This window comes from Devosia equisanguinis, assembly GCF_900631955.1.
Classification (GTDB): domain Bacteria; phylum Pseudomonadota; class Alphaproteobacteria; order Rhizobiales; family Devosiaceae; genus Devosia; species Devosia equisanguinis.
Genome location: NZ_UZWD01000009.1, coordinates 116,653 through 139,819, shown reverse-complemented (window position 1 = coordinate 139,819; position 23,167 = coordinate 116,653). Strand labels below are relative to the sequence as shown.

20 protein-coding genes are annotated in these 23,167 nt (G+C 62.9%); 10 read left to right on the top strand and 10 right to left on the bottom strand.

Annotation, left to right across the window (positions count from 1 at the left end):
• Nucleotides 1–3: 3 nt before the first annotated feature.
• From DEVEQU_RS03410 to DEVEQU_RS03390, 6 genes are all read right to left on the bottom strand, one after another.
• On the bottom strand, nucleotides 4–963 hold the full coding sequence (locus DEVEQU_RS03410) for an ABC transporter permease (RefSeq protein ID WP_386849544.1): 960 nt from the start codon (nucleotides 961–963) through the stop codon (nucleotides 4–6).
• 9 nt (nucleotides 964–972) lie between these two features.
• A complete protein-coding gene (locus DEVEQU_RS03405) occupies nucleotides 973–2,103 on the bottom strand; it encodes an ABC transporter permease (RefSeq protein WP_126149160.1) in 1,131 nt (376 codons plus the stop codon).
• Nucleotides 2,100–3,695 (bottom strand): ABC transporter ATP-binding protein, encoded by a 1,596-nt coding sequence (locus DEVEQU_RS03400; protein WP_126149159.1) that lies wholly within the window; start codon nucleotides 3,693–3,695, stop codon nucleotides 2,100–2,102. Before DEVEQU_RS03400 ends, DEVEQU_RS03405 begins: the two co-directional genes overlap by 4 nt.
• Before the next feature lie 12 nt (nucleotides 3,696–3,707).
• Nucleotides 3,708–4,712 (bottom strand): BMP family lipoprotein, encoded by a 1,005-nt coding sequence (locus DEVEQU_RS03395; protein WP_206437779.1) that lies wholly within the window; start codon nucleotides 4,710–4,712, stop codon nucleotides 3,708–3,710.
• A gap of 199 nt (nucleotides 4,713–4,911) precedes the next feature.
• Entirely contained in the window at nucleotides 4,912–5,034 is a 123-nt protein-coding gene (locus tag DEVEQU_RS20210; protein WP_268907371.1) for a hypothetical protein, read from the bottom strand.
• Nucleotides 5,035–5,151: 117 nt separating this feature from the next.
• Nucleotides 5,152–5,631 carry a CoxG family protein gene (locus tag DEVEQU_RS03390; RefSeq protein ID WP_164550219.1) on the bottom strand — a complete coding sequence of 160 codons (480 nt, stop codon included), beginning with the start codon at nucleotides 5,629–5,631 and terminating at the stop codon, nucleotides 5,152–5,154.
• Nucleotides 5,632–5,857: 226 nt separating this feature from the next.
• Between DEVEQU_RS03390 and DEVEQU_RS03385 the strand changes: the two genes are divergently transcribed.
• From DEVEQU_RS03385 to DEVEQU_RS03375, 3 genes are read left to right on the top strand one after another with little or no spacing between them, the layout of a single operon-like run.
• The gene (locus DEVEQU_RS03385; protein WP_223214085.1) at nucleotides 5,858–7,084 is read left to right on the top strand and encodes a cell surface protein; all 1,227 of its coding nucleotides are present in this window, start codon (nucleotides 5,858–5,860) and stop codon (nucleotides 7,082–7,084) included.
• 30 nt (nucleotides 7,085–7,114) lie between these two features.
• On the top strand, nucleotides 7,115–8,053 hold the full coding sequence (locus DEVEQU_RS03380) for a DUF6384 family protein (protein ID WP_126149157.1): 939 nt from the start codon (nucleotides 7,115–7,117) through the stop codon (nucleotides 8,051–8,053).
• 4 nt (nucleotides 8,054–8,057) lie between these two features.
• Nucleotides 8,058–9,617: a hypothetical protein gene (locus DEVEQU_RS03375; protein WP_126149156.1), complete on the top strand. Its 1,560-nt coding sequence runs from the start codon at nucleotides 8,058–8,060 to the stop codon at nucleotides 9,615–9,617.
• A 70-nt stretch (nucleotides 9,618–9,687) separates the two neighbouring features.
• On the opposite strand, the gene DEVEQU_RS03370 is transcribed toward DEVEQU_RS03375, so the two are convergent.
• Both DEVEQU_RS03370 and DEVEQU_RS03365 read right to left on the bottom strand, forming a co-directional pair.
• On the bottom strand, nucleotides 9,688–10,086 hold the full coding sequence (locus DEVEQU_RS03370; RefSeq protein WP_126149155.1) for a VOC family protein: 399 nt from the start codon (nucleotides 10,084–10,086) through the stop codon (nucleotides 9,688–9,690).
• 95 nt (nucleotides 10,087–10,181) lie between these two features.
• Nucleotides 10,182–10,853: a response regulator gene (locus DEVEQU_RS03365; RefSeq protein ID WP_126149154.1), complete on the bottom strand. Its 672-nt coding sequence runs from the start codon at nucleotides 10,851–10,853 to the stop codon at nucleotides 10,182–10,184.
• A 177-nt stretch (nucleotides 10,854–11,030) separates the two neighbouring features.
• Here DEVEQU_RS03365 and DEVEQU_RS03360 point away from each other — a divergent pair, with 177 nt between their 5' ends.
• The 3 genes from DEVEQU_RS03360 to DEVEQU_RS03350 all read left to right on the top strand — a co-directional run bounded on the left by DEVEQU_RS03360 (nucleotide 11,031) and on the right by DEVEQU_RS03350 (nucleotide 16,534).
• The gene (locus DEVEQU_RS03360) at nucleotides 11,031–14,612 is read left to right on the top strand and encodes a peptidoglycan-binding protein (RefSeq protein WP_126149153.1); all 3,582 of its coding nucleotides are present in this window, start codon (nucleotides 11,031–11,033) and stop codon (nucleotides 14,610–14,612) included.
• Nucleotides 14,613–14,852: 240 nt separating this feature from the next.
• Nucleotides 14,853–15,779 (top strand): sulfite exporter TauE/SafE family protein, encoded by a 927-nt coding sequence (locus DEVEQU_RS03355; protein WP_126149152.1) that lies wholly within the window; start codon nucleotides 14,853–14,855, stop codon nucleotides 15,777–15,779.
• The gene (locus DEVEQU_RS03350) at nucleotides 15,776–16,534 is read left to right on the top strand and encodes a TIGR02186 family protein (RefSeq protein ID WP_126149151.1); all 759 of its coding nucleotides are present in this window, start codon (nucleotides 15,776–15,778) and stop codon (nucleotides 16,532–16,534) included. Before DEVEQU_RS03355 ends, DEVEQU_RS03350 begins: the two co-directional genes overlap by 4 nt.
• A gap of 9 nt (nucleotides 16,535–16,543) precedes the next feature.
• On the opposite strand, the gene pdeM is transcribed toward DEVEQU_RS03350, so the two are convergent.
• The gene (gene pdeM, locus DEVEQU_RS03345; protein WP_126149150.1) at nucleotides 16,544–17,251 is read right to left on the bottom strand and encodes a ligase-associated DNA damage response endonuclease PdeM; all 708 of its coding nucleotides are present in this window, start codon (nucleotides 17,249–17,251) and stop codon (nucleotides 16,544–16,546) included.
• Nucleotides 17,252–17,401: 150 nt separating this feature from the next.
• Between pdeM and DEVEQU_RS19820 the strand changes: the two genes are divergently transcribed.
• A complete protein-coding gene (locus DEVEQU_RS19820) occupies nucleotides 17,402–17,836 on the top strand; it encodes a sugar dehydrogenase complex small subunit (protein ID WP_164550218.1) in 435 nt (144 codons plus the stop codon).
• Between the two features lie 3 nt (nucleotides 17,837–17,839).
• Nucleotides 17,840–19,456, top strand: a complete 1,617-nt coding sequence (locus DEVEQU_RS03335) for a GMC family oxidoreductase (protein WP_126149148.1) — start codon at nucleotides 17,840–17,842, stop codon at nucleotides 19,454–19,456.
• Between the two features lie 12 nt (nucleotides 19,457–19,468).
• On the opposite strand, the gene DEVEQU_RS03330 is transcribed toward DEVEQU_RS03335, so the two are convergent.
• Nucleotides 19,469–21,964 carry a ligase-associated DNA damage response DEXH box helicase gene (locus DEVEQU_RS03330; RefSeq protein ID WP_126149147.1) on the bottom strand — a complete coding sequence of 832 codons (2,496 nt, stop codon included), beginning with the start codon at nucleotides 21,962–21,964 and terminating at the stop codon, nucleotides 19,469–19,471.
• Nucleotides 21,965–22,184: 220 nt separating this feature from the next.
• Here DEVEQU_RS03330 and DEVEQU_RS03325 point away from each other — a divergent pair, with 220 nt between their 5' ends.
• Together DEVEQU_RS03325 and DEVEQU_RS03320 are read left to right on the top strand one after the other, a co-directional pair.
• The gene (locus DEVEQU_RS03325) at nucleotides 22,185–22,472 is read left to right on the top strand and encodes a DUF6460 domain-containing protein (RefSeq protein WP_126149146.1); all 288 of its coding nucleotides are present in this window, start codon (nucleotides 22,185–22,187) and stop codon (nucleotides 22,470–22,472) included.
• Between the two features lie 2 nt (nucleotides 22,473–22,474).
• Nucleotides 22,475–23,149, top strand: a complete 675-nt coding sequence (locus DEVEQU_RS03320; protein WP_126149145.1) for a nucleoside/nucleotide kinase family protein — start codon at nucleotides 22,475–22,477, stop codon at nucleotides 23,147–23,149.
• Nucleotides 23,150–23,167: the final 18 nt, after the last annotated feature.

Genomic DNA, 23,167 nt, shown 5'->3' with positions numbered 1-23,167 from the left:
CCGTCACCGCTCCTTGGTATAGGGCACGCCGCCGGCCTTGGGCCCGACGGCCTTGCCGATGAAGCCGGCGAGCAGCACCACGGTCAGCACATAGGGCAGCGCCTGGATGGCCTGCACCGGAATTTCTATGCCACCAAAAGATGCACCCTGGAGACGGATCTGCAGCGCATCGAGAAAGCCGAACAGCAGGCAGGTGAACATGGCCGGAACCGGCTTCCACTTAGCAAAAATCAGCGCTGCCAGGGCGATGAAACCCTTGCCGGCGGTCATGTTGTTGCCGAAGCCAGAACCCTGGGCGATGGAGAAATAGGCCCCAGCAAAGCCGCAGAGCAGGCCGGTGATCAGCACAGCCTGATAGCGCAGCTTCACCACCGAAATGCCGGCTGTGTCGACGGCCTTGGGGTTTTCACCCACGGCGCGCAGGCGCAGCCCGAACCGCGTGCGATAGAGGACATAGGCGGTGATCGGCACGGCGAGGAAGGCCACATAGACCAGGATATAGTGCCCGGAGATCAGCTCGGAATAGATGGGGCCGATAATGGGCACGCCCGCGGCTTCCTGCGCGAAAGGCAGGTTGATGGTGCCGAAACGGCCATCACCGGACAATTGCGGCGTACGGCCGCCCTGGCGGAACCATTGCTGGCCGAGGAAGGTGGTGAGCCCCGCCGCCAGCATATTGATGGCGACGCCGGCGATCAGTTGGTTGCCCTTGAGTGAGATGGCGGCAGCGCCCTGCAGCAGGGCCGTCATGATCGAAACCGCGAGCGCAGCGAGCAGGCCGAGCCAGGCCGAACCGGTGACAGCGGCAATGGCGCCCGCAGCGAAAGCCGCCGCCAGCATCTTGCCCTCCAGGCCGATATCGAACACGCCGGAGCGTTCCGAATACATGCCGGCGAGACATGCCAGCAGCAGCGGCGTCGACAGACGAATGGTGGCATCGAGCAAAGAGAGGAGCATCTGCATGTCCATGGCTCAGCTCTCCGACTTCACGGTTTCGCGGGCAACGGCTTCAGCCTTTTGCTCGGGCGAAAACAGCATCAGGGTGCGTTGCAGGCCGGGGCGGAACAACCCCTCCATGGCGCCTGTAAACAGGATCACCAGAGCCTGGATGACCACCACCATTTCGCGAGTCAGCCCCGGCACCACATATTGCAGCTCGTTACCGCCCTGATAGAGCGCGCCGAACAGCAGGGCCGCCAGTGCAATGCCAATGGGGTGATTGCGGCCCATCAGGGCCACGGCGATACCAACGAAACCGGCATCGGCGACGAAGTCGAGCACCAAACGGTTCTGCACCCCCATCACTTCGTTGAACGCCACCATGCCGGCCAGCGCGCCGGAAAGGGTCATGACGATCATGATGATGCGGCTATTGGACATGCCGGCATAGCGCGAGGCCGTGGGATTGTACCCCAGCGTGCGCAGCGCATAGCCGAACTTGGTGTGCCAGATGAGGATATAGACCGCCACCAGCGCCACCAGCGCCACCACGATCGAAAGATTGACCGGGGTATGCTGGAAAGCAGGAATGAACTCGCCCAGCTTGGGCAGGCGTCCGCCTTCGGCAAAAGTGCGCGATTCCGGGCCCATCACATTGGCCGGCTTGAACACGCGATTGAGCATGTAGACCATCACCGCCGAGGCGATGAAATTGAACATGATGGTGGTGATGACCACATGGCTGCCGCGCTTGGCCTGCAACCAGCCGGGGATGAAGGCCCAGAGGCCGCCCATGAAGGCTGCGGCGAGGAAGGCCAGCGGCGCGACGATCAGCCAATGGGTCTGATCGAGTGCCAGGGCAACCGTGGCGACCCCGAGGCCGGCGATATAGGCTTGGCCATTGCCACCGATATTGAACAGCCCGGCATGGGCTGCAAGCGCCACCGCCAGACCGGTAAAAACGAAATTGGTGGCGTAATAAAGCGTATAACCGATGTTGAAGCCGCTGCCGAAGGCACCGACGACAATGGCTTCCATGGCCACCAGCGGATTCTGGCCGATCATCAGCACGACAAGGCCGGACACCAGGAAGGCCAACGCCAGATTGAGCAGCGGCAGCAGGACCACATCGGCCCAGCGCGGCAGCGGTTTCAGCGCGCTCATTCTGCCGCCTCCTTGTTGCCGATACCGGCCATCATCAGTCCGAGCTCGCCTTCTGTGGCGGTGGCCGGATCGGCCTCGCCGACGATGACGCCGTCGAACATGACGAGGATGCGGTCCGAGAGCGAGCGGACTTCGTCCAGCTCGACGGAAACGAGAAGAATGGCCTTGCCCGCATCGCGCATCTTGATGATCTGATTATGGATGAACTCGATAGCGCCGATATCGACGCCGCGTGTCGGCTGGCCGACGACGAGCACGTCGGGATTGCGCTCCATTTCGCGGGCCAAGACGATCTTCTGCTGGTTGCCGCCGGAGAACAGCGAGGATTTGAGATTGATATTGGCGGGACGCACGTCGAAGGTCTTGATCCGCTCGGCCGCTTCCTGCTTCACCGCGGCAATATCGAGGAACATGCCGGCACCATATTCGGGCTGGTCCTGATAGCCGAGAATGGAGTTTTCCCATTCGGCGAATTGGGTGACGAGCCCCATGCGCTGGCGATCCTCGGGCACATGCGCCAGGCCTGCAGCACGAGCCCGCGCGGCGCCGTCATCACCTTTCAACTGCATTTCAGCGCCGTTGAGCAGCACCACGCCCGACTTCTGGTCGCGCATGCCGGTAATGGCCTCGAGCAGTTCGGACTGGCCGTTGCCGGACACGCCGGCGATGCCGACGATTTCGCCGGCACGGACTGAGAAGCTCACATCCTTGACGCGCACCACGCCCATGTCGTCGGCGACGGTGAGGTTCTTGACCTCGAGCATGGTCTTGCCCGGCTTGGCCTCGCCCTTTTCGACGCGCAACAGCACCCGGCGGCCCACCATCAATTCGGCGAGCTGTTCGGGATTGGTTTCAGCGGTCTTGACCGTCGCCACCATTTCGCCCTGACGCATCACCGACACGCTGTCGGTAATGGCCATGATCTCGCGTAGCTTGTGCGTGATGAGGATGACGGTCTTGCCTTGTTCGCGCAACGTCTCGAGCACGCGAAACAGGTCGTCCGCTTCCTTGGGCGTCAAGACGCCGGTGGGTTCGTCCAGAATCAGGGTTTCGGCGCCGCGATATAGCGCCTTTAGGATTTCGACGCGCTGCTGCTGGCCCACAGAGATATCCTCGATGGTGGCGTCCGGGTCCACTTCCAACTGATATTCGTGCTCGAGCCGGTCGAGTTCCCGGCGAGCGCGATCGAGACTGGGCTTGATGAAGCCGGAATCCTCGGCGCCGAGCACGACGTTTTCGAGGACGGAAAAATTGTCGACCAGCATGAAGTGCTGGTGCACCATGCCGATACCCAGCGCCAAAGCCTGGCGGCTGTCGGTGATATTGGCCTCGCGCCCATTGACGCGGATAGTGCCGCTGTCGGCGGTATAAAATCCATAGAGAATGGACATCAGCGTCGACTTGCCGGCGCCGTTTTCCCCCACGATGCCGTGGATGGTGCCACGCGCGACCTTGAGATCGATGTCCTTGTTGGCATGTACGGCACCAAAGCGCTTGTTGATCTTCTCAAGCTCGATGGCCCAGCCGTTTGCCGGTGCGGATACAGCGGCCGTTTCCGGCCGCTGCAGATTGCTGTTATCGCTGCCGCTCATGGGCTGAGTGCTTTAGAGCGGGCAGTTCGAGTCGGTGGTATAGTCGTGGACCGAGATCTCGCCGGCGATGATCTTGGCCTTGTAGTCGTCTGCAGAGGCCTGCATTTCGGCGGTGATCAGGTCCTTGTTGTTGTCGTCAAGCGCATAGCCAACGCCGTCCTGGGCCAGACCCAGCACGGTGAGACCCGGCTTGAAGGTGGCGTCGTCGGCAGCTTCGGTCATGGCGTTCTGAACGGCGACGTCGACGCGCTTGAGCATCGAGGTCAGCACCGAACCCGGATGCAGGTAGTTCTGGTTGCTATCGACGCCGATCGAGTACTTGCCGGCATCGGCCATCGCCTGCAGCACGCCGAGGCCCGAACCACCGGCAGCGGCAAAGACCACGTCAGCCCCCTGATCCATGGCGGCCTTTGCGAGTTCACCGGCGGTGACCGGGTCATTCCAGGCGGCAGGCGTGGTGCCGGTATAGCTTTCGATCAGCTTGATGTCGGGATTGACGGCCTTGGCGCCCTGAGCGTAGCCGCAATAGAACTTGTGGATCAGCGGCACGTCCATGCCACCAACGAAGCCGACGGTGCCGGTCGCGGACTTTTCAGCAGCGAGAACGCCGACCAGATAGGAGCCGGTATGCTCGTCGAACAGGATCGACTGCACGTTCGGCTGGTCGACGACGGTGTCGATCACGACGAAATTGGTATCGGGGAATTCCTTGGCAACGTTATCGAGGGCGGCGGTCCACATGAAACCGGCCATCACGATCGGGTTCGCACCCTGACCGGCGAAGCGGCGCAGGGCCTGCTCGCGCTGGGCATCGTTCTGCAGCTCGAGATCCATGAAATTGCCGCCGGTCGCGGCCTTCCAGGCCTCGGCACCATTAAAGGCCGCCTCGTTGAACGACTTGTCGAACTTGCCGCCCAGGTCATAGATGACCGCCGGATCGGCCAGAGCCGCACCGGTCAACACCGCGCTGAGAGCAACGCCGCCGGCAATGGCCTTGGTGAAGGTCGAGATTTTCATTGTTGTCAGTCTCCCTGTCTCGCACCGAGCGCCTGGACCACGTTCCGGCCGACAAGCTCGCTGCGCTAACAGAGGATAAAATCGTGCAATGATCGCGCCCGCAAGAGGGAAAGCAGGAAATTTTTCCGAATGGTCAAAATTCGAACGCCCCGCATGCAACTAAGGCATGCCTTTGCCCAAGTCTTGCGCAATGAAGGATTTACCAGCGCGCCAGAAGCGCAAAGAACAATTCGCCGAGATCAGCATCGGCATAGAGCGTAACCATCACAGCCAGGGCGGCGATGACATAAAGGGCGAGGCTGTCGCGAGTACGGGTGGTCATGATGGCATTTGAAACAAATTGGACGGAACACGCCCTGTCTCTACCGCATGGCCCGCGGCCAGATTGTGGCCATGCCGAGACCATGCAAGCCATGGTAAACAAAGGCTAAATTCAGCCTCAGCCCACAGGCTCGACACCAGGGTCCAGCGGGGTCACCACAGCGCCGATGGCATCACCGAACCGCTCGAAAAAGCCATCGATGATCTTCTGCGCCGAATTGCCGATAACGGCCCTGCCCAGCTTCATCAGCTGACCGGAGCCACCGCCATTGGCAACGAACTCGAGCAGCGTGTTCTCACCCTCATCGGCGAGGCTGATATCGGCCGATCCTTCGGCAAGCCCCAGCAGTCCACCCTTGCCGCGCCCGGCGAGCGTATAGCTGCGCGCTGCATCGATGTTGGAGAGCTCCAATTCCCCCTTGAAGGTGGGATGCATGACGCCGAGATTGACCTTGATTTCGAGATCAAGTGTGCGCTCGCCCGACCAGGCGATCATGCTGCATCCGGGGATGGTGGCCTTGAGCACATTGGGGTCGTTGAGGGCGAGCCAGACTTGCTGTCGCGAGGCGGCGATGATGTAGCGTCCACCGAACTCCATCAGCGATTGTTTCCGTGGTGTGGGCACAGAGAATTCGCAACCGCATTCCAGTGGCGTAGCGACAATTTCATTCCGATCCGTCCGCTCTTTACGTGAGGCTTTTTCGCACCAATATGAAGTAAATAGTGGCCGGGTCTGCATGTTGCAATTGTCAGCGGGGCCCGCGCACGCAATCTAGGGCGCGAGGGCGTCCTGCGCCCATAAGGCCTATGATCGGGGAGCCAAGATGACCGACCAAGTGAATACCGCGACACCTGCCACCGCAACGGCCATGCCGGCCATTGCCGAAAAGCCGCTGCAGTATCTCGACAAGGCCGTCAACGCCATCCGCGACCTGGGCATCTGGCCCGAACAGCAGGGCGAACAGCCCATCACCGGTCTCCTCAGCCAGATCACCGAGCTGGACGAAACCCGCGTCATCCTGATTGGCCGCACGCTCAGCCAGGCGAGCGCTTTCAACGAGGTGGTCCGCGAGCAGGTCGCCGCCATGAAGATCGGCGAGCGCTACGAAGACATCACCAAGGGCTTCGACAGCATTCGCGACGACGCCAAGATGATGGTCGACCAGTTGCAGAACAACAAGATCGACCTGGTCGAGCGCGTCCAGAACGTCTGGATGAAGGTGAGCCGCGGCGATATCGCCACGCGTTTCAACAAGATCCGTGACACCTATCTCGACGTCACCAAGGACACCAAGGACCAGATCGACCGCGAGCAGATCATTCTCGAGGCCTATCGCGACTTCCGCGGTGCGCTCAAGCAGGCCGAAGTGATGGCACTCGAAGTGCTTCACACCGCCGAGCAGCGGTTGGGCGAGAAGAAGAACGTCCTGCAGAAATCCGCCGATGAACTGGCGGCCTATGCCGGCGACGTGCCGGCCGACAAAGCCCGTCTCGAAATGGCGCGCGACGAGCGTCTGCGTGAAATGCAGAACGAGGAAAAGCGCTACCAGATCGCCAAGGACCTCTCGGACAATCTGACCATTTCCTACAATACGTCGGAAGTGGTGATGGCACGTCTGATGCAGACGACCAACGCCAAGGAGCGTGTCTATCAGCAGTCGATCTCGTTCTTCTCGACCAACGAAACGGTGCTGACTGCTCTTTCCGCCTCGTTCACCGGCATGTTCGGTCTGCATGAATCGACTGAAACGCTGAACGCGATGAAGGAAGGCATGTCCAAGTCGCTCGAGACGCTCAGCGAAATCGGCGACAAGGTGCAGGAAGAAGCCATCAAGGCCGGTTATGGTCCGACGGTTCGCGCCGATGCGGTCAAGAAGCTCGTCGACTCGGTGGTCAACTTCCAGGAGAAGAGCCGCACCATCATCAACGAGATGCGCGTCGCCTCCACCAAGAACTCCGCTGAAATCCGAGACGCCGTGGAAGATGGCAAGCGCCGGCTGGCCACTCTGGCCGCCGAAGGCAATGCACTGCTTCTGGAAACACGGAACTGAGGCCAAGGTTAGGACAGGTTACGGCATCGCATGAGTGAGGCCACAGCCAAGACGGCTGCCCCCCTGGATGAAGTCATGCTGGCGATGGACGTGGTCGACACGCTCCGTCACCGGCAGGACCTGGTAACCCGCGAACTCAGCGGCGCCTCCCGAGAGGCGCAACTGATCGAGCGCCTGCGCGCAATCTATCAGCAGCAGGGCATCGATGTGCCTGACCACATTCTGAAGGAAGGTGTGTCGGCACTGGCGGAGAGCCGTTTCGTCTACGAGCCTCCAGCCCCAGGCCTGGGCACGACATTGGCGCGGCTCTATGTGGGCCGCAAGACATGGGGCAAGCCGGTTATCGCCGGGTTCCTGGCACTCGTCGTGCTGGGGATCGGCTATTTCGGCGTTTGGCAGCCCTATCAGAACGGGCAGGCCGAACAGGCCCGCATCGAGCTGAGCCAGGGACTGCCGGCGCAGATGGATGCGCTCTACCAGACCATCTATGAAGAAACCAAGGTGCAGCAGGCCGTGGTGCAGGCCGATGCATTGATGGCGCGCGGCAAGGCCTATGCCGCCGAGGGTAACCGCACCGGCGCCGAAGATATCGTGGCGCGTCTCACCGGGCTGCGTGACCAGTTGCGTCAGGACTATACCTTGCGCGTCGTCAACCGCTCGGACGTGCAGTCGGCCTTCTGGACCTTCCCGGAAATCAACACCGACGCCACCAACTACTATCTCGTGGTCGAGGCCATAGATGCCGATGGCCACACGCTATCGCTACCAATTCTCAACGAGGAAAACGGGGAAACCGAGACGGTGTCCATGTGGGGCGTGCGCGTGCCCGAGAGTGTCTATAACGCCGTGGCTGCCGACAAGCGCGACGACGGCATCATTCAGGCCAATGAAGTGGGCCGGAAATCGGATGGGTTCCTGGAAGTCGAATATCTCATGCCCGTGCTTGGCGGCGCAATGACGCGGTGGTGAGGACATGAGCATCCGTGGACCCGAAGCCCTGGCGAGCCTGGAAGAGGCGATGCGCGACATCCGGCGCGAGGAGGACGAAATCTCCCGCCGCCTGGCGCGCACGGCCGAGAAGATCGGCAAGATCAAGGAAAGCGAAGCCGAGCTCTTTCGTCAGCTGGCGCAATTGCGACTCGATCCTGCGATCCAGGGCGAGCTGGATGGCCGCATTTCGACGGCCGAAACCAAGGCGCGCGCCATGCTCAAGAGCCATGCGCGCGACGTGGAGACCGCCGAGCAGACGATCAAGGATGTCGATGTGGCGCGCGCTGCGCTGGTCGAACAGCGCAAGGCGGCCAATGAGCGCTTCGAGGATCTGCAGGGTCAACTGAAGGCTCTCAATGACCGGCAGGTTGCCGCATTGGCCGATGACGCCGCTTTCCAGGCCAAGCGTAGCGAGGCCGAGGAACTCGATCGCGTCGCCGAACAGTCGATGCGCAAGACCGAACAGGCCGAGACCGACCGCGAGGAGAAGGGGCGGCCTTATCGCGACGATCCGCTGTTCATGTATTTGTGGGAAGCTGGCTACGGCACCTCCAATTACCGCGCCAACAATCTGATTCGCTATTTTGATGGCATGGTGGCCAGTCTGGTCGGTTTCCAGAAAGCGCGGCCGAACTTCGCCATGCTCAATGAAATTCCGATGCGGCTGCGCGAGCACGCCGAGCGGCAAGAGGCGAATGCCCAGGCGGCCGAAGCCGAACTCGAGGCCCTGCAATTGGCGGCCGTCGATGCGGCCGGCGGCAAGCCCATCCGCGCGGCGCTCGCTGCCGCCCAGGCCGAAATCGAAAAAATCGACGCACAGATCGTCGAATGCGAGGACAAGCGCGACACAGCGGCCAAGACCCTTCAGGACCTGGCCGAGGGGCGCGATCCTGCCTTTGAAAATGCGGCCAGTACTTTGGCCGAAGCGCTTGGCCGCGAGGATATCCAGACGCTTCTGGCCCAGGCACGCCTCACCCGCACCGGCCAGGACGACACTATTGTCGCCCAGATCGATGAGGCGCGCGCCCGCATCCGCGAAGAAGACGAAGAGAGCCGCGAACAGCGCGAGCGCCTCAAGACGCTGGCGGCGCGCCGGCGTGAGCTCGAAGACATTCAGTGGGAATTCAAGAAGCAGCGGTTCGACGATCCCCGTTCGAGCTTCCGCGAGGACAAGCTGGTGGGTGACCTGCTCAACGACTTCCTGCGCGGCGGCATCACCGCGGCCACCTACTGGGACCATTGGCGCAAAAGCCAGAACTGGGCCCAGGGCAGCGAATGGGGTGCCGGTTACAAGCCCACCCGTCAACAGCGCGACAATTCCCCTTGGCCGCAGGGCGGTGGCAGCACCTTCCAATGGCCCGACAGCAGCTTTGGCAGCGGCCCCTCGGGTGGCAAGAACAAGCCCAAGGGGGGCGGTTTCGGCGGTGGCTGGGGCGGTGGCAGTTCAGGCAGCAGCAGTGGTGGTGGCGGCTTTTCGCGTCCCCGCACCGGCTCGAGCGGTACGCGCAAGCATTCCGGCTTCAAGACCGGCGGCGGCTTTTAGGCTGTTGTGAACGCGCGCAGGTGCCTTGGCGGCAGCGCCGGGTTGGCTGTTGCTGGACGATGAGGACTGATCAGTTGACCGGCGGCGTTGCCATCAGCTCCCAGACATTGCCTTCGCTGTCCTCGAAATAGGCAGAATATCCCCATTCGGACTGCGTGCCGGGGGTCAGGACGGCGCCACCAGCCAGCAGAACGCGATCCAGGATGGCATCAACAGCCTCGGCACTTTCGGCGCGATGGCTCAAGACGAAACCCGGCGTGCCGGCAATGGCTTCCGGCTTTCCCGCAGTCTGGGCGATCTGCTCGCGCGGGAACAGCACGAAGGAGAATTTGTCGTCGAAGAAGAAGGCGACATGGTCCTCCCCCGCCCCGATCTGGTCGTCACCGATATCGAACAGCGTGCGGTAGAAGCCGAAGGCGCGTTCGAGATCGTCCACACCGATGGTGATGATGGAAATTTCCGGCTTCATGTCCGCGTCTCCTGAAATCCTGAAAAGACGCTAGCACAGCCAAGGCAGGCACTGCCCCGACCCGAAGGCGTTTTCAACGGCAATCGGGGCTTGCGTCAGCTCTTGTCGCCGCTGGTCGAGAACAGCGCCTCGAACTGGCCTTCCTCGATGCGGGCGGCGGCGATCACCGCCTGGGTGCGACTGTCGACATCGAGCTTTTGCAGGATGGCGGAGACGTGGGCCTTCACCGTCGCCTCGGAAATGGTGAGCTCATAGGCGATCTGCTTGTTCATGAGGCCATCGCTCAACATCATCAGGACGCGCACCTGTTGTGGCGTCAGCGTCGCCAGCCGCTTCATCAGCGCCGTGTGATCGTCCTCGCCACCCAGCGTGGTCCCCGCCGGAACGAAAACCTCACCGGAGAGCACAGTCTCGATGGCGCGACGGATTTCGGTGGGGCCTTCGGATTTGTGCAGATAGCCGGCAGCGCCCAGCTCGAAGGCGCGGCGCACCACGGTGGAGTCCTCCACCGCCGAGATGATCATCACCGGAATATCGGGATATTGCGCACGCAGCAGCAGCAGGCCCGAAAAGCCGCGCACGCCCGGCATATTGAGATCGAGCAGCACCAGGTCGCAATCGCGGTCGGCATCGAGCGCGGCGCTCAGGCTGTTGAGATCGCCAGCTTCCTCGACACTGACCGTGGCATCACCGCCCGCAAGCGTCTGCCGCAGCGCGGCCCGAAACAGCGGATGATCGTCGACAATGATGATACGGCGGCGCGTCATATAGGCCCCAACTCCCCTGCGATATTCTATTAAACCGGAAAATTAACGAATCCAGCCCGTGGCTCTTGCATATTGCAGCAATGCTTAACGGCTTCTTTACCATGTTTTCTCAAGAGTAGCCGTTAGACCTTCGTGTTGAATCGCGGGGGAACCGTCTTTTGCTGACAGGGACTTACCATGGCCCGCGCCTATCCGAATCCGGACTATGCCGACACGGCCCACGACCCCAGCGCCGGGGAGTGGCATGCGCTGCGTGGTGAACTGGTCGCGCTGCTCGACCAGGTCGAGAGCCGATATGGCCAGGTTGAGGCCCCTGAACCGGCGATGAGCGGCCTGGCGCAGCGGGTACGACATCTGCGCGATCAGGTCGGCGGCAGTCCCGAATCCAGCTCGCGGCGACGCGATGCGCTTCGGTCGGTCAAGCGCGCGGTGGACCGGTTCAACGAACGCGATGCCGGCCCCCTGGCTGAGCCGCAGGACGACCTGACCGCTGCCATCGCCGAAATCCGCAGCCGCCAAGGGCCGATGACCCTTGCCGCCAACGGAAGGCGTGCTTCCGATATCGTGCCCGATTTCCGCGAACTGGGCGGCCTTATCGGCGGCATGAGCCAAAGGCTCGAGCGCCTCGAGGGGGAACTCAAGACACAACGCTCCAATGGTGGCCATGTGCGCGAGGTGGCAAGCCAGGTCGAACAGTTGACCCATGTAGTGGAGCTTTTGGCCGGCGCCGTCGGCGAAACCGGCCAGGTCAAGCGCCTCGAGACCCAGATCGCGGCGCTCGGCGCCATGATCGAAGATGCCCCCAAGGTCGATCTCGGCGCGGTCAATGCCCGTCTCGACGACGTTTCGGCCACCGTTGCCAAGCTGGCCGAACTGCAGGCCCAGCAGATGGAACGCGAGATCGATCGCGAGACGCTGCGCGCCAGCCAGCCCAGGACGGACGCGGCCGACAAGCTGGCCCCGGCCATGCATTCGATCGAAGAAAGCGTCCGCAACGTCTATGATCGCATCGACGCCATCGAGCGCAACGTGGCGCTGTCGAGCGGCGACTTCGAGCGGCTGACCAGCGAAATGGCTGCCTTTACTCAGGCGATGAAAGACAATGGTGCGGCGCCCTCGACGCTGATGAACCGCATCGAATCGCTGGCCGAGCGGCTGGAGGGGATCGACAGTTCCGATGGCGAAGTGCACGCCCTCAAGGGCGACATCGCCGCGCTGCGCGGCGCCATCATGCAGACCATGGAGCCGCGTTTCCTGCGGCTCGAGAGCCAGATCGAGGCGCTGAGCGACAAGCTCTCACCTGTTGACACCAGCATGGTCGAGAACCAACTGAAGTCGCTGATGACGCGCATGGATGATGCTGGCGCCCAGTTGGACGGGCTCGCGCGGCTCTACTCCGCGGTCGAGGACCGCCCCGACTTTGAATCGCTGGCCTCCCTGGTCGCCGAGCGCACCAGCGAAGCCATGGCCCGCAAGGTTCCGGCTCCGGTCGCCATGTTCGGCCCCGAAAGCCTCAAGAGCATTGAGGACCGATTGAGCGGCTTGATCCGCTCGGCCGGCAAGACGCCCGACTACGAAGCGCTTGCCGATCTCGTGGCCACCAGAACCTCCGAGGCCGTGGCGCGCTCGGCCCCGCTGACACAGCGCCAGGGCAGTGACACCCAGATCGATGCGCTCGAACAGCGCATGACCGCCTTGCTTAACACCACCGGCAAGGACACCTCTGAACGCCTGGCACGTCTGGAAGCGGTGCTCAGCGGCCGGATCGAGGGCACAGCCACACCACCGCGTCCGGCCAAGCAACAGCCCGCCCGGGTCGCTGCCTTCGAGACCGACGAGGCGCTCGATAGCGAGTTGCGTGCCGAAGAGCAGAAAAATGCCCTCGACAGCATGCTGGCCAACCTGTCGCGCGACCGCAGCGACTCCATGCCGAACAATCCTGCAGACGACAAACCGCTGGTCGATCCCGGCTTCAAGGATACGGCGCCAGTGCGTTCGGCTCTTGCCGCCAAGGCCGCTGCCCGGCCGCGTCCGGCCGCTGAAGTGCCCGCTTCCGTTTCGCAACCGGCTGCGCCGCGCTTTGATCCAAACCAGGTTGAACGCCCGCCCCGTCCGCAGTCGAGCTTTGCCTCGACCGAACGCGACCCATTTGCGCCTCCGGCCTCTTCAGCCGCTCCGCTCATGGGCAATGCCGAGCCCGTCGTGCCAGCGTCGAGCACCAGCACGTTCGTCGCAGCCGCGCGCCGCGCCCAGCGCGCCCGGCAGGAGCAGACCGCCGCCCCGGTCGAGACGAATTCCCTGTTCGGCCGTGCCCTTGCCCGCGTGATGCCGAAAAAGGATGCCGGGGCCGAGACGGATGCCGCAGTCGCAATGTCCGCGGCGGCCGCACCTCCGGTTGAGGCTGTTACCGCACCCGTTGCCAAGCCCAGGCGCGAACCCAAGCCGCCCAAACCCCCGAAGGAGCCAAAGGCGCCCAAGGTCAAGCAGGCGCCAATCGATGCAGACAGTGGTGAGGCAAGCGAGAGCTTCCTGACGCGCCATCGCCGCCCGCTGCTGCTGGCCGCGACGCTGGTCGCTGTCTCAATGCTCGCCCTCAACTTGGTCATGCAGCGCATGAGCACCAATTCGGCACCCGCCGCCCTGGCCAGCCAGAGCAGCACGGCTCCCGAGGCCTCGAGCAATCCGCCCGCGTCAGACGATCAGTCGTCCGTGCCGCCGCGGGTGATCGACATGATCGACACGACCGCTGTCGGATCGATCAATCCCGGCGCGCCGATGACCTTCTCGCGCGCTGCGACCACCCCGCCAATGCCACCTTCCCTGCTGATTGATGCATCGTCTGCGGCCGAGAGCAGTGACCCCACGGTTCCGCCTGGCGCCGCTGCCAACACGGCGCCCGAAACCTTCGAGCTGCCGCCGGAGGCGCTTGGACCCGAACCGCTGCGCCAGGCCGCTGCTGATGGCGACGCCCGCGCCCAGTTCGAGATCGCTGCCATCTACACGGAGGGCCGCGCGGTCGAGCAGAATTATGGCGAGGCCGCCAAATGGTATGAGCGCTCCGCCGCGCAGGGTTTCGTGCCCGCGCAATATCGGCTGGGCAATCTTTACGAGGCCGGTACGGGCGTCGAGAAGGATGTCGAGCAGGCCCGTCTCTGGTACCAGCGTGCGGCGGAAGCGGGCAACCGCATGGCCATGCACAATCTGGCGGCGCTCTATGCCGGCGGGCAACTGGGTGACCAGCAGTTCGAGTCCGCCGCCGAGTGGTTTACCCAGGCCGCAAACCGGGGCATGACCGACAGCCAGTTCAACCTGGGCATGCTCTATGCGCGCGGTTTGGGCGTGGAGCAGGATTTCGAGCAGTCCTACAAGTGGTTCTCGCTGGCCGCCCGCAGCGGCGACAAGGATGCCGCGCAGGCCCGCGACGATATCGCCAAGTCACTGACCGCCGAGGCCGTCGGCCGGGTCAACGACACGGTCAAGGCCTGGAGTCCGCAATCCATCGAGCTGGCGGCCAACTTTGCACCCATCGGCACCTGGATGAGCACGTTTGATCCGGGCGAAGCCATTGCCAACAAGGACGTGGTACTGCGCGTTCAGCAGGCGCTGAACCGCCTCGGTTTTGATGTTGGCTCGCCCGATGGACTTCCAGGCCCCAAGACGATGCAGGCCATCCGCGACTTCGAGCGCGGTACCGGCATGAGCGAAAGCGGCAAGGTCAATCCGCGCCTTCTGGCCGTTCTCGGCAGCCAGCCGGTGTAAGCGGGAAAGGCGCTTTCCTGTCGTCGGCAATGGCGACAGGAATACGTTAAATCCTTGTTTCGACGCGTTTTAAGCGCCCGGACGGTTGCGGTGTCCATACGAACCGATCTAACATGAGCCGACCGTGACCCGAACCTCGGTTCGGGTCATTTTTCTTATATTCGCCGGGGCCTTGACCTCTTGTTGACGGACCATCTCCTAAGATGGCCGCCGTAACGCATTTTGACGGGACCCAAGGGTTTGCAGATCTATCTGCCAATCGCCGAGCTTTCCGTGAACCTCTTCTTTCTCGTGGGGATTGGAGGGGCGGTCGGCTTCCTGTCGGGCCTGTTTGGCGTCGGTGGCGGATTCCTGTTGACCCCACTGCTGATCTTTTCGGGTGTGCCGACTTCGGTGGCCGTCGCCTCGGTGACCGGCCAGGTGGTGGCGGCCTCCTCCTCGGGTGCGCTGAGCCATTATCGACGCGGCGGCATCGACCTGCATCTGGCAATGTATCTGATCCTGTCCAGTATTCTGGGAGCCTTCGGGGGCGTAGCCGCCTTCTCGCTCTTGAGCAGTGCCGGCCAGCTCGACCTGTTCATTTCTCTGGGCTTCCTCATCCTGCTCGGCTTCGTCGGCGTGCTGATGCTGCAGGAATCGGTGCGCTCGCTGATCAAGCAGCGCAAGGGCATTGTGGTGCGCGAGCGCCTGCCCAACCAGCACAGCTGGATCCATGGCCTGCCATGGCGCGTGCGTTTCAAGAAGAGCCGGCTCTATATCAGCGTGCTGCCGGTATTGGTTATCGGCGTCTTCATCGGCTTTGTCGGCGCATTGCTGGGGATTGGCGGCGGCTTCATCATGGTGCCGGCACTGGTCTATCTGCTGCGCGTACCGGGCAATGTGGTGATTGGCACCTCGCTGGCCCAAGTCGTGGCGATGATGGCGGTAACCACCGTGCTCCATGCCGTGCAGAGCCAGAGCGTCGATATTCTGCTCGCCTTCTGCCTGATGGTGGGGGGCACGGCCGGCGCGCAGTTCGGCGCCGCTGCCGGCAAGCATCTGCGCGGCGAGCAATTGCGCGGACTCTTGGCGCTGCTGGTTCTGGCCGTCGCTATTCGCTTCGGCCTGTCGCTGACGCTGACGCCAAGCGATGTGTTCAGCATGGCGGTGATCGGAGGGGCGCGATGAGAGCGCTGCTGGTCCTGCTTTTCGGCCTTTGTCTCAGCTTGCCCGCCACCGCGGCGCGGCTCGTCTCGACGCTGTCCAACGAAACCGTCGAAATCACCTCCAGCTTCGATGGCGAGCGCATGACGTTTTTCGGCAATATCGCGCCCGACGCGGGAGCCGAACAGCGTTACGTCGAAGGCCCGTTTCATGTGGTCGTGGTCATTCTCGGACCGACGCAGGACAGGGTGGCGCGCGAAAAGACCCACAATTTTGGCATCTGGCTCAACACCGACCAGGTGACGTTCCGCCGGTTTCCAAGCTATTTCCACGTTCTGTCCAGCACCCGCCTGGGCGATATCACGACGCTCACCACGCTGACTGACAATCTGATCCTGCCCGAATCCTACGCCATGGCGCCGAACGCATCCGGACTGGTCAAAACCCTGACCTTCGGTCGCGAGCTCATTCGCCTGATGACGCAGGAACAGCTCTTCGGCGTGCAGGAAAGCGGCGTGAACTTTCTGTCCGACACCTTCTATTCCGCCCAGCTGACCCTGCCCAGCAATGCGCCGCCCGGGCCCTATATCGCCCAGACCTATGTGTTCAAGAATGGCGAGATCATTGCCCGCAAGTCGGAGGGCTTTGCCGTGCGCAAGATCGGCTTCGAGCGTTTCCTCGCGCAATCGGCGACGCAGTTTCCGTTGCTTTACGGCCTCGCCTGCGTGGCGCTGGCGCTGTTTACCGGCTGGCTAGGCGGCGTGATCTTCAGGCGCTGAGACCTGCGCTTATCCCCGTACCAGGCGCTTGATCGGCACCGGATAGGTGCGGTCTCGACCCAGCATGGTCACTTCCAGCGCCGGCCAGTGAAAAAGCCCGACAAAGGGCGGCGACATGATGTTGATTGCCCCGGTCGAAGCGCCGTAAGCGGGCAGGATCATCAGCCTGTTGTCATGTACGAAGCATGGCTTTCGCGTCGAGCGTCCCTCAACGGCGATACGCGCGGCGGGGTGCAGATGGCCTGAAATGACTCCCGTCTGGCCCTTGCGCGGCTCGTGCACGAAGGTGAGGCCGGAGAGCGTCAGCTCCGGCAGGCAGGTGCCGCCGATGGCGTGCGGCGCCGGATCATGATTGCCCGACAGCCAGATGCACTCGGCGGTCTCTACCAGCGTATCAAGCCGCAGCCGGTCGGCCTGGGTCAACAAGGCGCTGGAATCGGCGCGATGGAACGTGTCGCCCAGCGACACCAGGCGTCGGGCGCCGGTGCGCCGCATGTCGGCTTCCAGCCGACTGAGCGTCATGCCGGTATCATAGGGCGGCAGCATCTGCCCGCGGCGGGCAAAGCTGGCCATTTTCTCGAAATGAAGGTCGGCGACAAGGAGAGTGGATTGGGCGTGCCAGAACAGCCCGCCCGAGGGCAGCGGCTCAAAGTTCTGCCCGGCAAAGCGCAGCAAGGCGGTCTCCGTCTGTTCGGCTATGGAATAGGAGTAGTTCAACCGCGCCTGCGCAAATCACTGTGGCCCCGAGCCTTTCCCGCATCTAGCAGATTCGCCTTATGTTCTCAAACGAGGTGTGCATTGCCGCAATCATCTTTACCAATTCGAGGCGGGCAAGCGCATAGCCTTGGCCAAAAGGGAGACGACAGCATGATACGCTATCATCGCGCCGGCAGCCTCACGCGGCGGCAAGTTCTGGCCTGGGGCAGTGGCACCGCCCTCGGTCTCGTCCTGGCACAGGGCGGGTTCGCTGCCGAAGAGGTGAGCCTGGATGAATTCATGGCCTTGTCCGAGCGCCTGTTGGGCGGCGGCGCAAGCCCATCGGATCAGTATGGTGCCGATTATCTCCAACACCTGCTGGACGAGGGACTTGGGGCCGACCTCGCCGCACTCGCGAAAGGCGGCAGCGACAGCACACTCGAAAGCCGCATCATTGGCCAGTGGTACACCGGCCTTGCCGCCGACGACACCGTCGTCACCTATACCGATGCGCTGATGTGGGAGGCACTCGACTATACCAAGCCCATGGGCTGGTGCGGCGGGGAAACGGGCTATTGGGCCGATGCGCCCGAAGGGGAGGCTTGAGCCATGGCCGACATTATGGCGGATGTTATCATCGTAGGGTCCGGTGTCGCCGGCGCCTTGATTGCCCACCAGCTGGCCGCAGCAGGCGTCAGCGTTGCAATTCTGGAAGCGGGTGATCCGGTCGACCGGGCGGAAGCGGTGGACACATTCCACGCCGCCGCCATCAAGACCCCTGAATCTGCCTATCCTGTGGGGCCGGATGTCGACCATCCTCTGGCCTGGAACCCCGACTATTACTATCGCCAGACCGGTCCGGATAAATTCAAGAGCACCTATGTGAAGGTGGTGGGCGGCACGACCTGGCATTGGCTGGGTACCGCCATCCGCATGTCGCCCGAGGATTTTGAACTCAAGAGCCTGCATGGCCGGGGTGAGGACTGGCCCTTGAGTTACGACGATCTCGAACCCTACTATGTCCGCGCCGAGGAAGAGCTTGGCGTTTCGGGCGCTGAGGGCTCGCCGCCGACCGCCCATCGGTCGGCCGGTTTTCCAATGCCTCCCATTCCGCAGACCTATCTCGACAAGGTGTTTGCCGAAAGGCTGGCGGGAACCGAGTATATCGTCACCCCCACGCCCCAGGCGCGCAACTCCATCGACCGTGACGATCGACCCGGCTGCTGTGGCAGCGGCAGCTGCATTCCCGTCTGCCCGGTGCAGGCCAAATATGATGCCACCGTGCATGTCGACCGCGCCGTGAGCAAGGGCGCCGAACTGCACGCGGCGATCACGGTGACCCGCGTGGAGATCGGCGCCGATGGTCGGGTCGGTGGCATCCAGTTTAGCCGCCGCGATGGCACGACCGGCACGGCCGCGGGCAGGCTCTATGTGCTGGCCGCCCATGCCATGGAGACACCGCGCCTGTTGCTGGCCTCGGCTGGTGAGCATGCCCCGCAGGGTGTGGCCAACAGCTCGGACCAGGTCGGACGCAATCTGATGGATCACCCCAGCCAGCTCAGCTGGGCAGTGACCACCGACCCGGTCTGGCCCTATCGCGGCCCGCTGTCGACCTCGGGCATTGAGAACCTCGGCACCGGAGCCTTCCGTGCCGACCGGGGAGCGTTTCGCATCGAGATTGGCAATGACGGGCACAGCTGGCCCACCGGAGCGCCGCTCAGCACAGCGGCCAAACTCGCTACCGAGGGATTGCGCGGCAGCGAACTCGATGCGCGCCTGCGTCACGATACGTCGCGCCATGTCCGCCTGGCGGCGTTGGTGGAGCAATTGCCCGACCCGGAAAATCGCATCACCCTGCATCCAAGCGAGACGGACCGATACGGCGTCCCGCTGCCGCAGATCCACTATTCCGTCGACACCTATGTGCAGGCAGGCCTCGAGGCTGCGGCTGCCGCACATGACGACATCTTCGCCGCGCTTGGCACCAGCGAAGTGCACCACGCCGAGGCATTCAACGGCTCAGGGCACATTATCGGCACCTGCCGCATGGGCAATGACCCGGCCAAGTCGGTTGTCGACGCTGAACTGCGTGCCCACGATCACGACAATCTGTTCATCGCCGGCTCGTCCGTGTTTCCGACATCGGCCACCGCCAACCCCACTCTCACCATCGCTGCACTCAGCCTGCGGGCGGCTGAGGCGATCAGGAAGCAGTTGGGCGCTTAGGACGGGACTATCTCACGCACGCGTGCCGAGGGATTCGCGCAGCAATTCCTCGGCGGCGTCTTCCATGGCGGATTCTCGACCCTCTCCGAAAATCGGTTCCTTGCCGATATCGAGCATTACCGGCACGGCCAGCGGTGAAATCTGCGCCAGGGGTTTATGGACGATATGTGAGCGCACGCGCGCCAGCATCTGGCCTAGTCGCTCGATATCGAGCAGACCACGCGCAGCGTCGCGCCTCGTGGCCTGGATCAGGATATGGTCAGGCTCGTGCTGGTAGAGCACGTCATAGATCAGGTCCGAACTCATGGTGATCTGCCGCCCGGTCTTCTCCTTGCCGGGGTGACGCCGTTCAATGAGGCCGGCAATAATGGCGCAGTTGCGGAAGGTGCGTTTCATCAGCGCCGATTCATCGAGCCAGGCCTCGAGGTCATCGCCCAGCATATCCTCGGAAAACAGCTCATCGAGCGAAAGCCGACCGGTGCGGATCAGAGCCGATAGATCGCCCAGCCCCCAGACCGCCAAGGCATATTCGGAGGCGACGAACCCCAGCGGCCGCGCTCGCATGCGCTCGAGGCGTCGGGTCAGCAGCATGCCCAGCGTCTGATGCGCCAACCGACCCTCGAAGGGATAGCAAACGAGATAGTTCTGCGTGCCACGCGGGAAGGTTTCGACCAGGAGGCTGTCGCGTTTGGGCAGCACGGAAATCTGCTGCTGCAGGCGCAGCCAGTCGGAGACCTGATCGGGCAGTTTGGGCCATTCGCCGGGGCTGTCCATGATGCGGCGCACCCGCTCGGCCAGATAGGTGGAGAGCGGGAATTTGCCGCCCATATAGGACGGAATCTTGGGGTCTTTCGAAAAGGCCCGCGACACGAAGGCCTCGTTATCCTTCATGCCTTCGAAAGCGACGATCTCGCCGCCGAACATGAAGGTATCACCCAAGGACAGCGTGCCGAAGAAATACTCTTCCATTTCCCCAAGCACGCGCCCCCCTGCCCCGATAGGACCGGTGGTGCGTCCTGTCTTCTGCTCCTTGCTGCGCACCAGGCGTACCCGCACCATCGGCTCTTCGATGATGGTGCCGATATTGAGCCGGTATTGCTGGGCCACCTGCGGATTGGCGATACGCCAGGTGCCGTCCGGCGTCTGCTTGAGCCGTGCATAACGCTCGTAGGCGCGCAAGGCATAGCCACCAGTGGCGACGAAATCGAGGACCCGGTCGAACTGGCTGCGCGGCAGGTCACGATAGGGCCAGGCACGGGTGACTTCAGCAAAGAGGTCATCGGCGGAAAAAGCATCGGCGCAAGCCATGCCGAGCACGTGCTGGGCCAGGACGTCATAGCCGCCGGGCAGAGGGTCTTCGCTATCCTGGTGGCCTTCGGCCACCGCCTCCACAGCGGCCTCGCATTCCAGCACCTCGAAGCGGTTGGACGGCACCAACAGCGCTTGGGATGGATCATCGAGCCTATGATTGGCGCGGCCGATGCGCTGCAACATGCGCGAGGAGCCCTTGGGCGCCCCCACCTGCACCACGAGATCGACATCGCCCCAGTCGATGCCCAGATCGAGCGTCGAGGTGCAGACCACGGCCTTGAGTCTACCGGCCGCCATGGCCGCCTCTACCTTTCGCCGCTGTTCGACCGAAAGCGAGCCATGATGGAGGGCAATGGGCAGCATGTCCTCATTGATGTCCCAAAGGCCCTGGAACAGCATTTCCGCCTGGCTGCGGGTATTGACGAAAAGCAGTGTCGTCTTGTGCCGCTTGATCACCTCGTAGAGTTCGCGATGCGCGTAATTGGCCGAATGCCCGGCCCAGGGCAGCCGCTCCTCGGTTTGGAGAATGGCCAATTCCGGCGGGGCGCCGCCGATCATGCGCAGCAATTCTGTCTGCCGCTGCGGCAGGGGCTGAGCGATCCAGTCGCGCAGGAGATCGGGGCGGGCAACGGTGGCGGAAAGCGCGGTGATGCGCATATCCGGCGCCAGCTTGGCCAGCCGCGCTAACCCCAGCGCCAGAAGGTCGCCACGCTTGCTGGTCACCAGGGCATGGAGCTCGTCCAGCACGACACGGCGCAGCGTCCCGAACATCAGTTCCGCATGCGGATGGGAAATGAGCAGCGCCAGTTGCTCGGGCGTGGTTAGCAGAATCTGCGGTGGCTTGACGCGCTGGCGCGCCCGCTTGGCGGCAGAGGTATCACCGGTGCGCGCCTCGACCCGGATCGGCAGGCCCATTTCGGCGATGGGGGTCGAGAGATTGCGCTGCACGTCAACCGCCAGCGCCTTGAGCGGCGAAATGTAGAGCGTGTGCAGGCCCTCGAAGTCGCCATCAACGAGATCGGCCAGTGTGGGCAGGAAGCCGGCCAGGGTTTTTCCGGCGCCGGTGGGGGCGATGAGAAGCTGACTGGCGCCGGATTGATAAGAGCTGAGCACGGCCAATTGGTGTTCGCGCGGCGCCCAGCTTCGAGAGTCAAACCATTCGGCGATGATGGGCGGGAGGGTTGGCGCCTGAGACATGCTTGCCCTTACCCGTCTCGGCCGACAACAGGTGACGCCATGCCGGGCACTTCCCGATGCGCCTTGGTCTCGTCCAGACGGTGGCCTGCGGCACACCGAAAGCGCGCTTGCGCACTCGGTCGGGCTGAAAGGGATGGCGATAAACTTGCCAAGGAGCACCTAATACAAATCACCAACAAACCTATATGATGGGCTTGCGCCTGCCAAATGGAGTGGACCGATGACAGAAGACTATCGCCCCGAACAGCGTTCCCCGCTGGTGCGCTTTATGGGCGGCAGCCCGGTGGCCGTGATCATCAGGCTGCTCCTGCTTTCCCTTGTCGTCGGCTTCATCATGTCGTTCTTCGACCTCAATGTCGGCGATCTGGTTCGCACCGGCATGAGAGTGTTCCGCGACGCTTTGCGCGACGGGTTCGGCATGTTCCGCGGCATGGGCGGCTATATCCTGACCGGCGCTGCCGTCGTCGTTCCGATCTGGCTGATCATGCGTCTGACAAGGGCACGCTGAAAATGACCGCACAGACCATTCACCTGACGCCGCAGACCGCTTTGGCGCGACTTGTGCCGCATATTCTCGAAATGGAAAGTCAGGCTGATGGGCGCCGCATCGCTATTGGCATGGCAGGCGGCCCGGGCACTGGCAAGTCGACGCTGGCGGCGGAGCTGGTGACCATGCTCAATGCCGTGCGCCCCGGCAGCGCGGCACTGGTGCCCATGGACGGCTTCCACATGAAGCATGCCAAGATCGAGGCCATGGGCGCTACGGACCGCAAGGGCGCGCCGCACACCTTCGAGGGGGCGGCCTTTGTCAGCTTCCTGCATCAGCTCAAGCATGCCAATGGCCCGGTCAGCGGCCCGGGTTATAGCCGCAAGATCGAAGATACGGTCGATGATGCCTTTACCGTGCCGGCTGATGTGCGAGTACTGGTGGTCGAAGGCAATTACCTGTTGCTGACCGAAGGGCCCTGGGCCGGCGTCAAGGCTCTGCTCGACTATGCGGTGTTCGTGCATGTGCCGCGGGACATCGTTCAGGCGCGGCTGCTGAAGCGCCACGGCGAGGAAGGGCTTTTCACCGAGGAACGTAACCGCGCCCATATCGAGCGCAATGATTTGCCCAATTACGATCTGGTTGAAACCTCACGCGACCGGGCCGACGTGATCTTCGAAATGGACGTCGAGCGCTAAGCGCCGCATCGAAGCCGT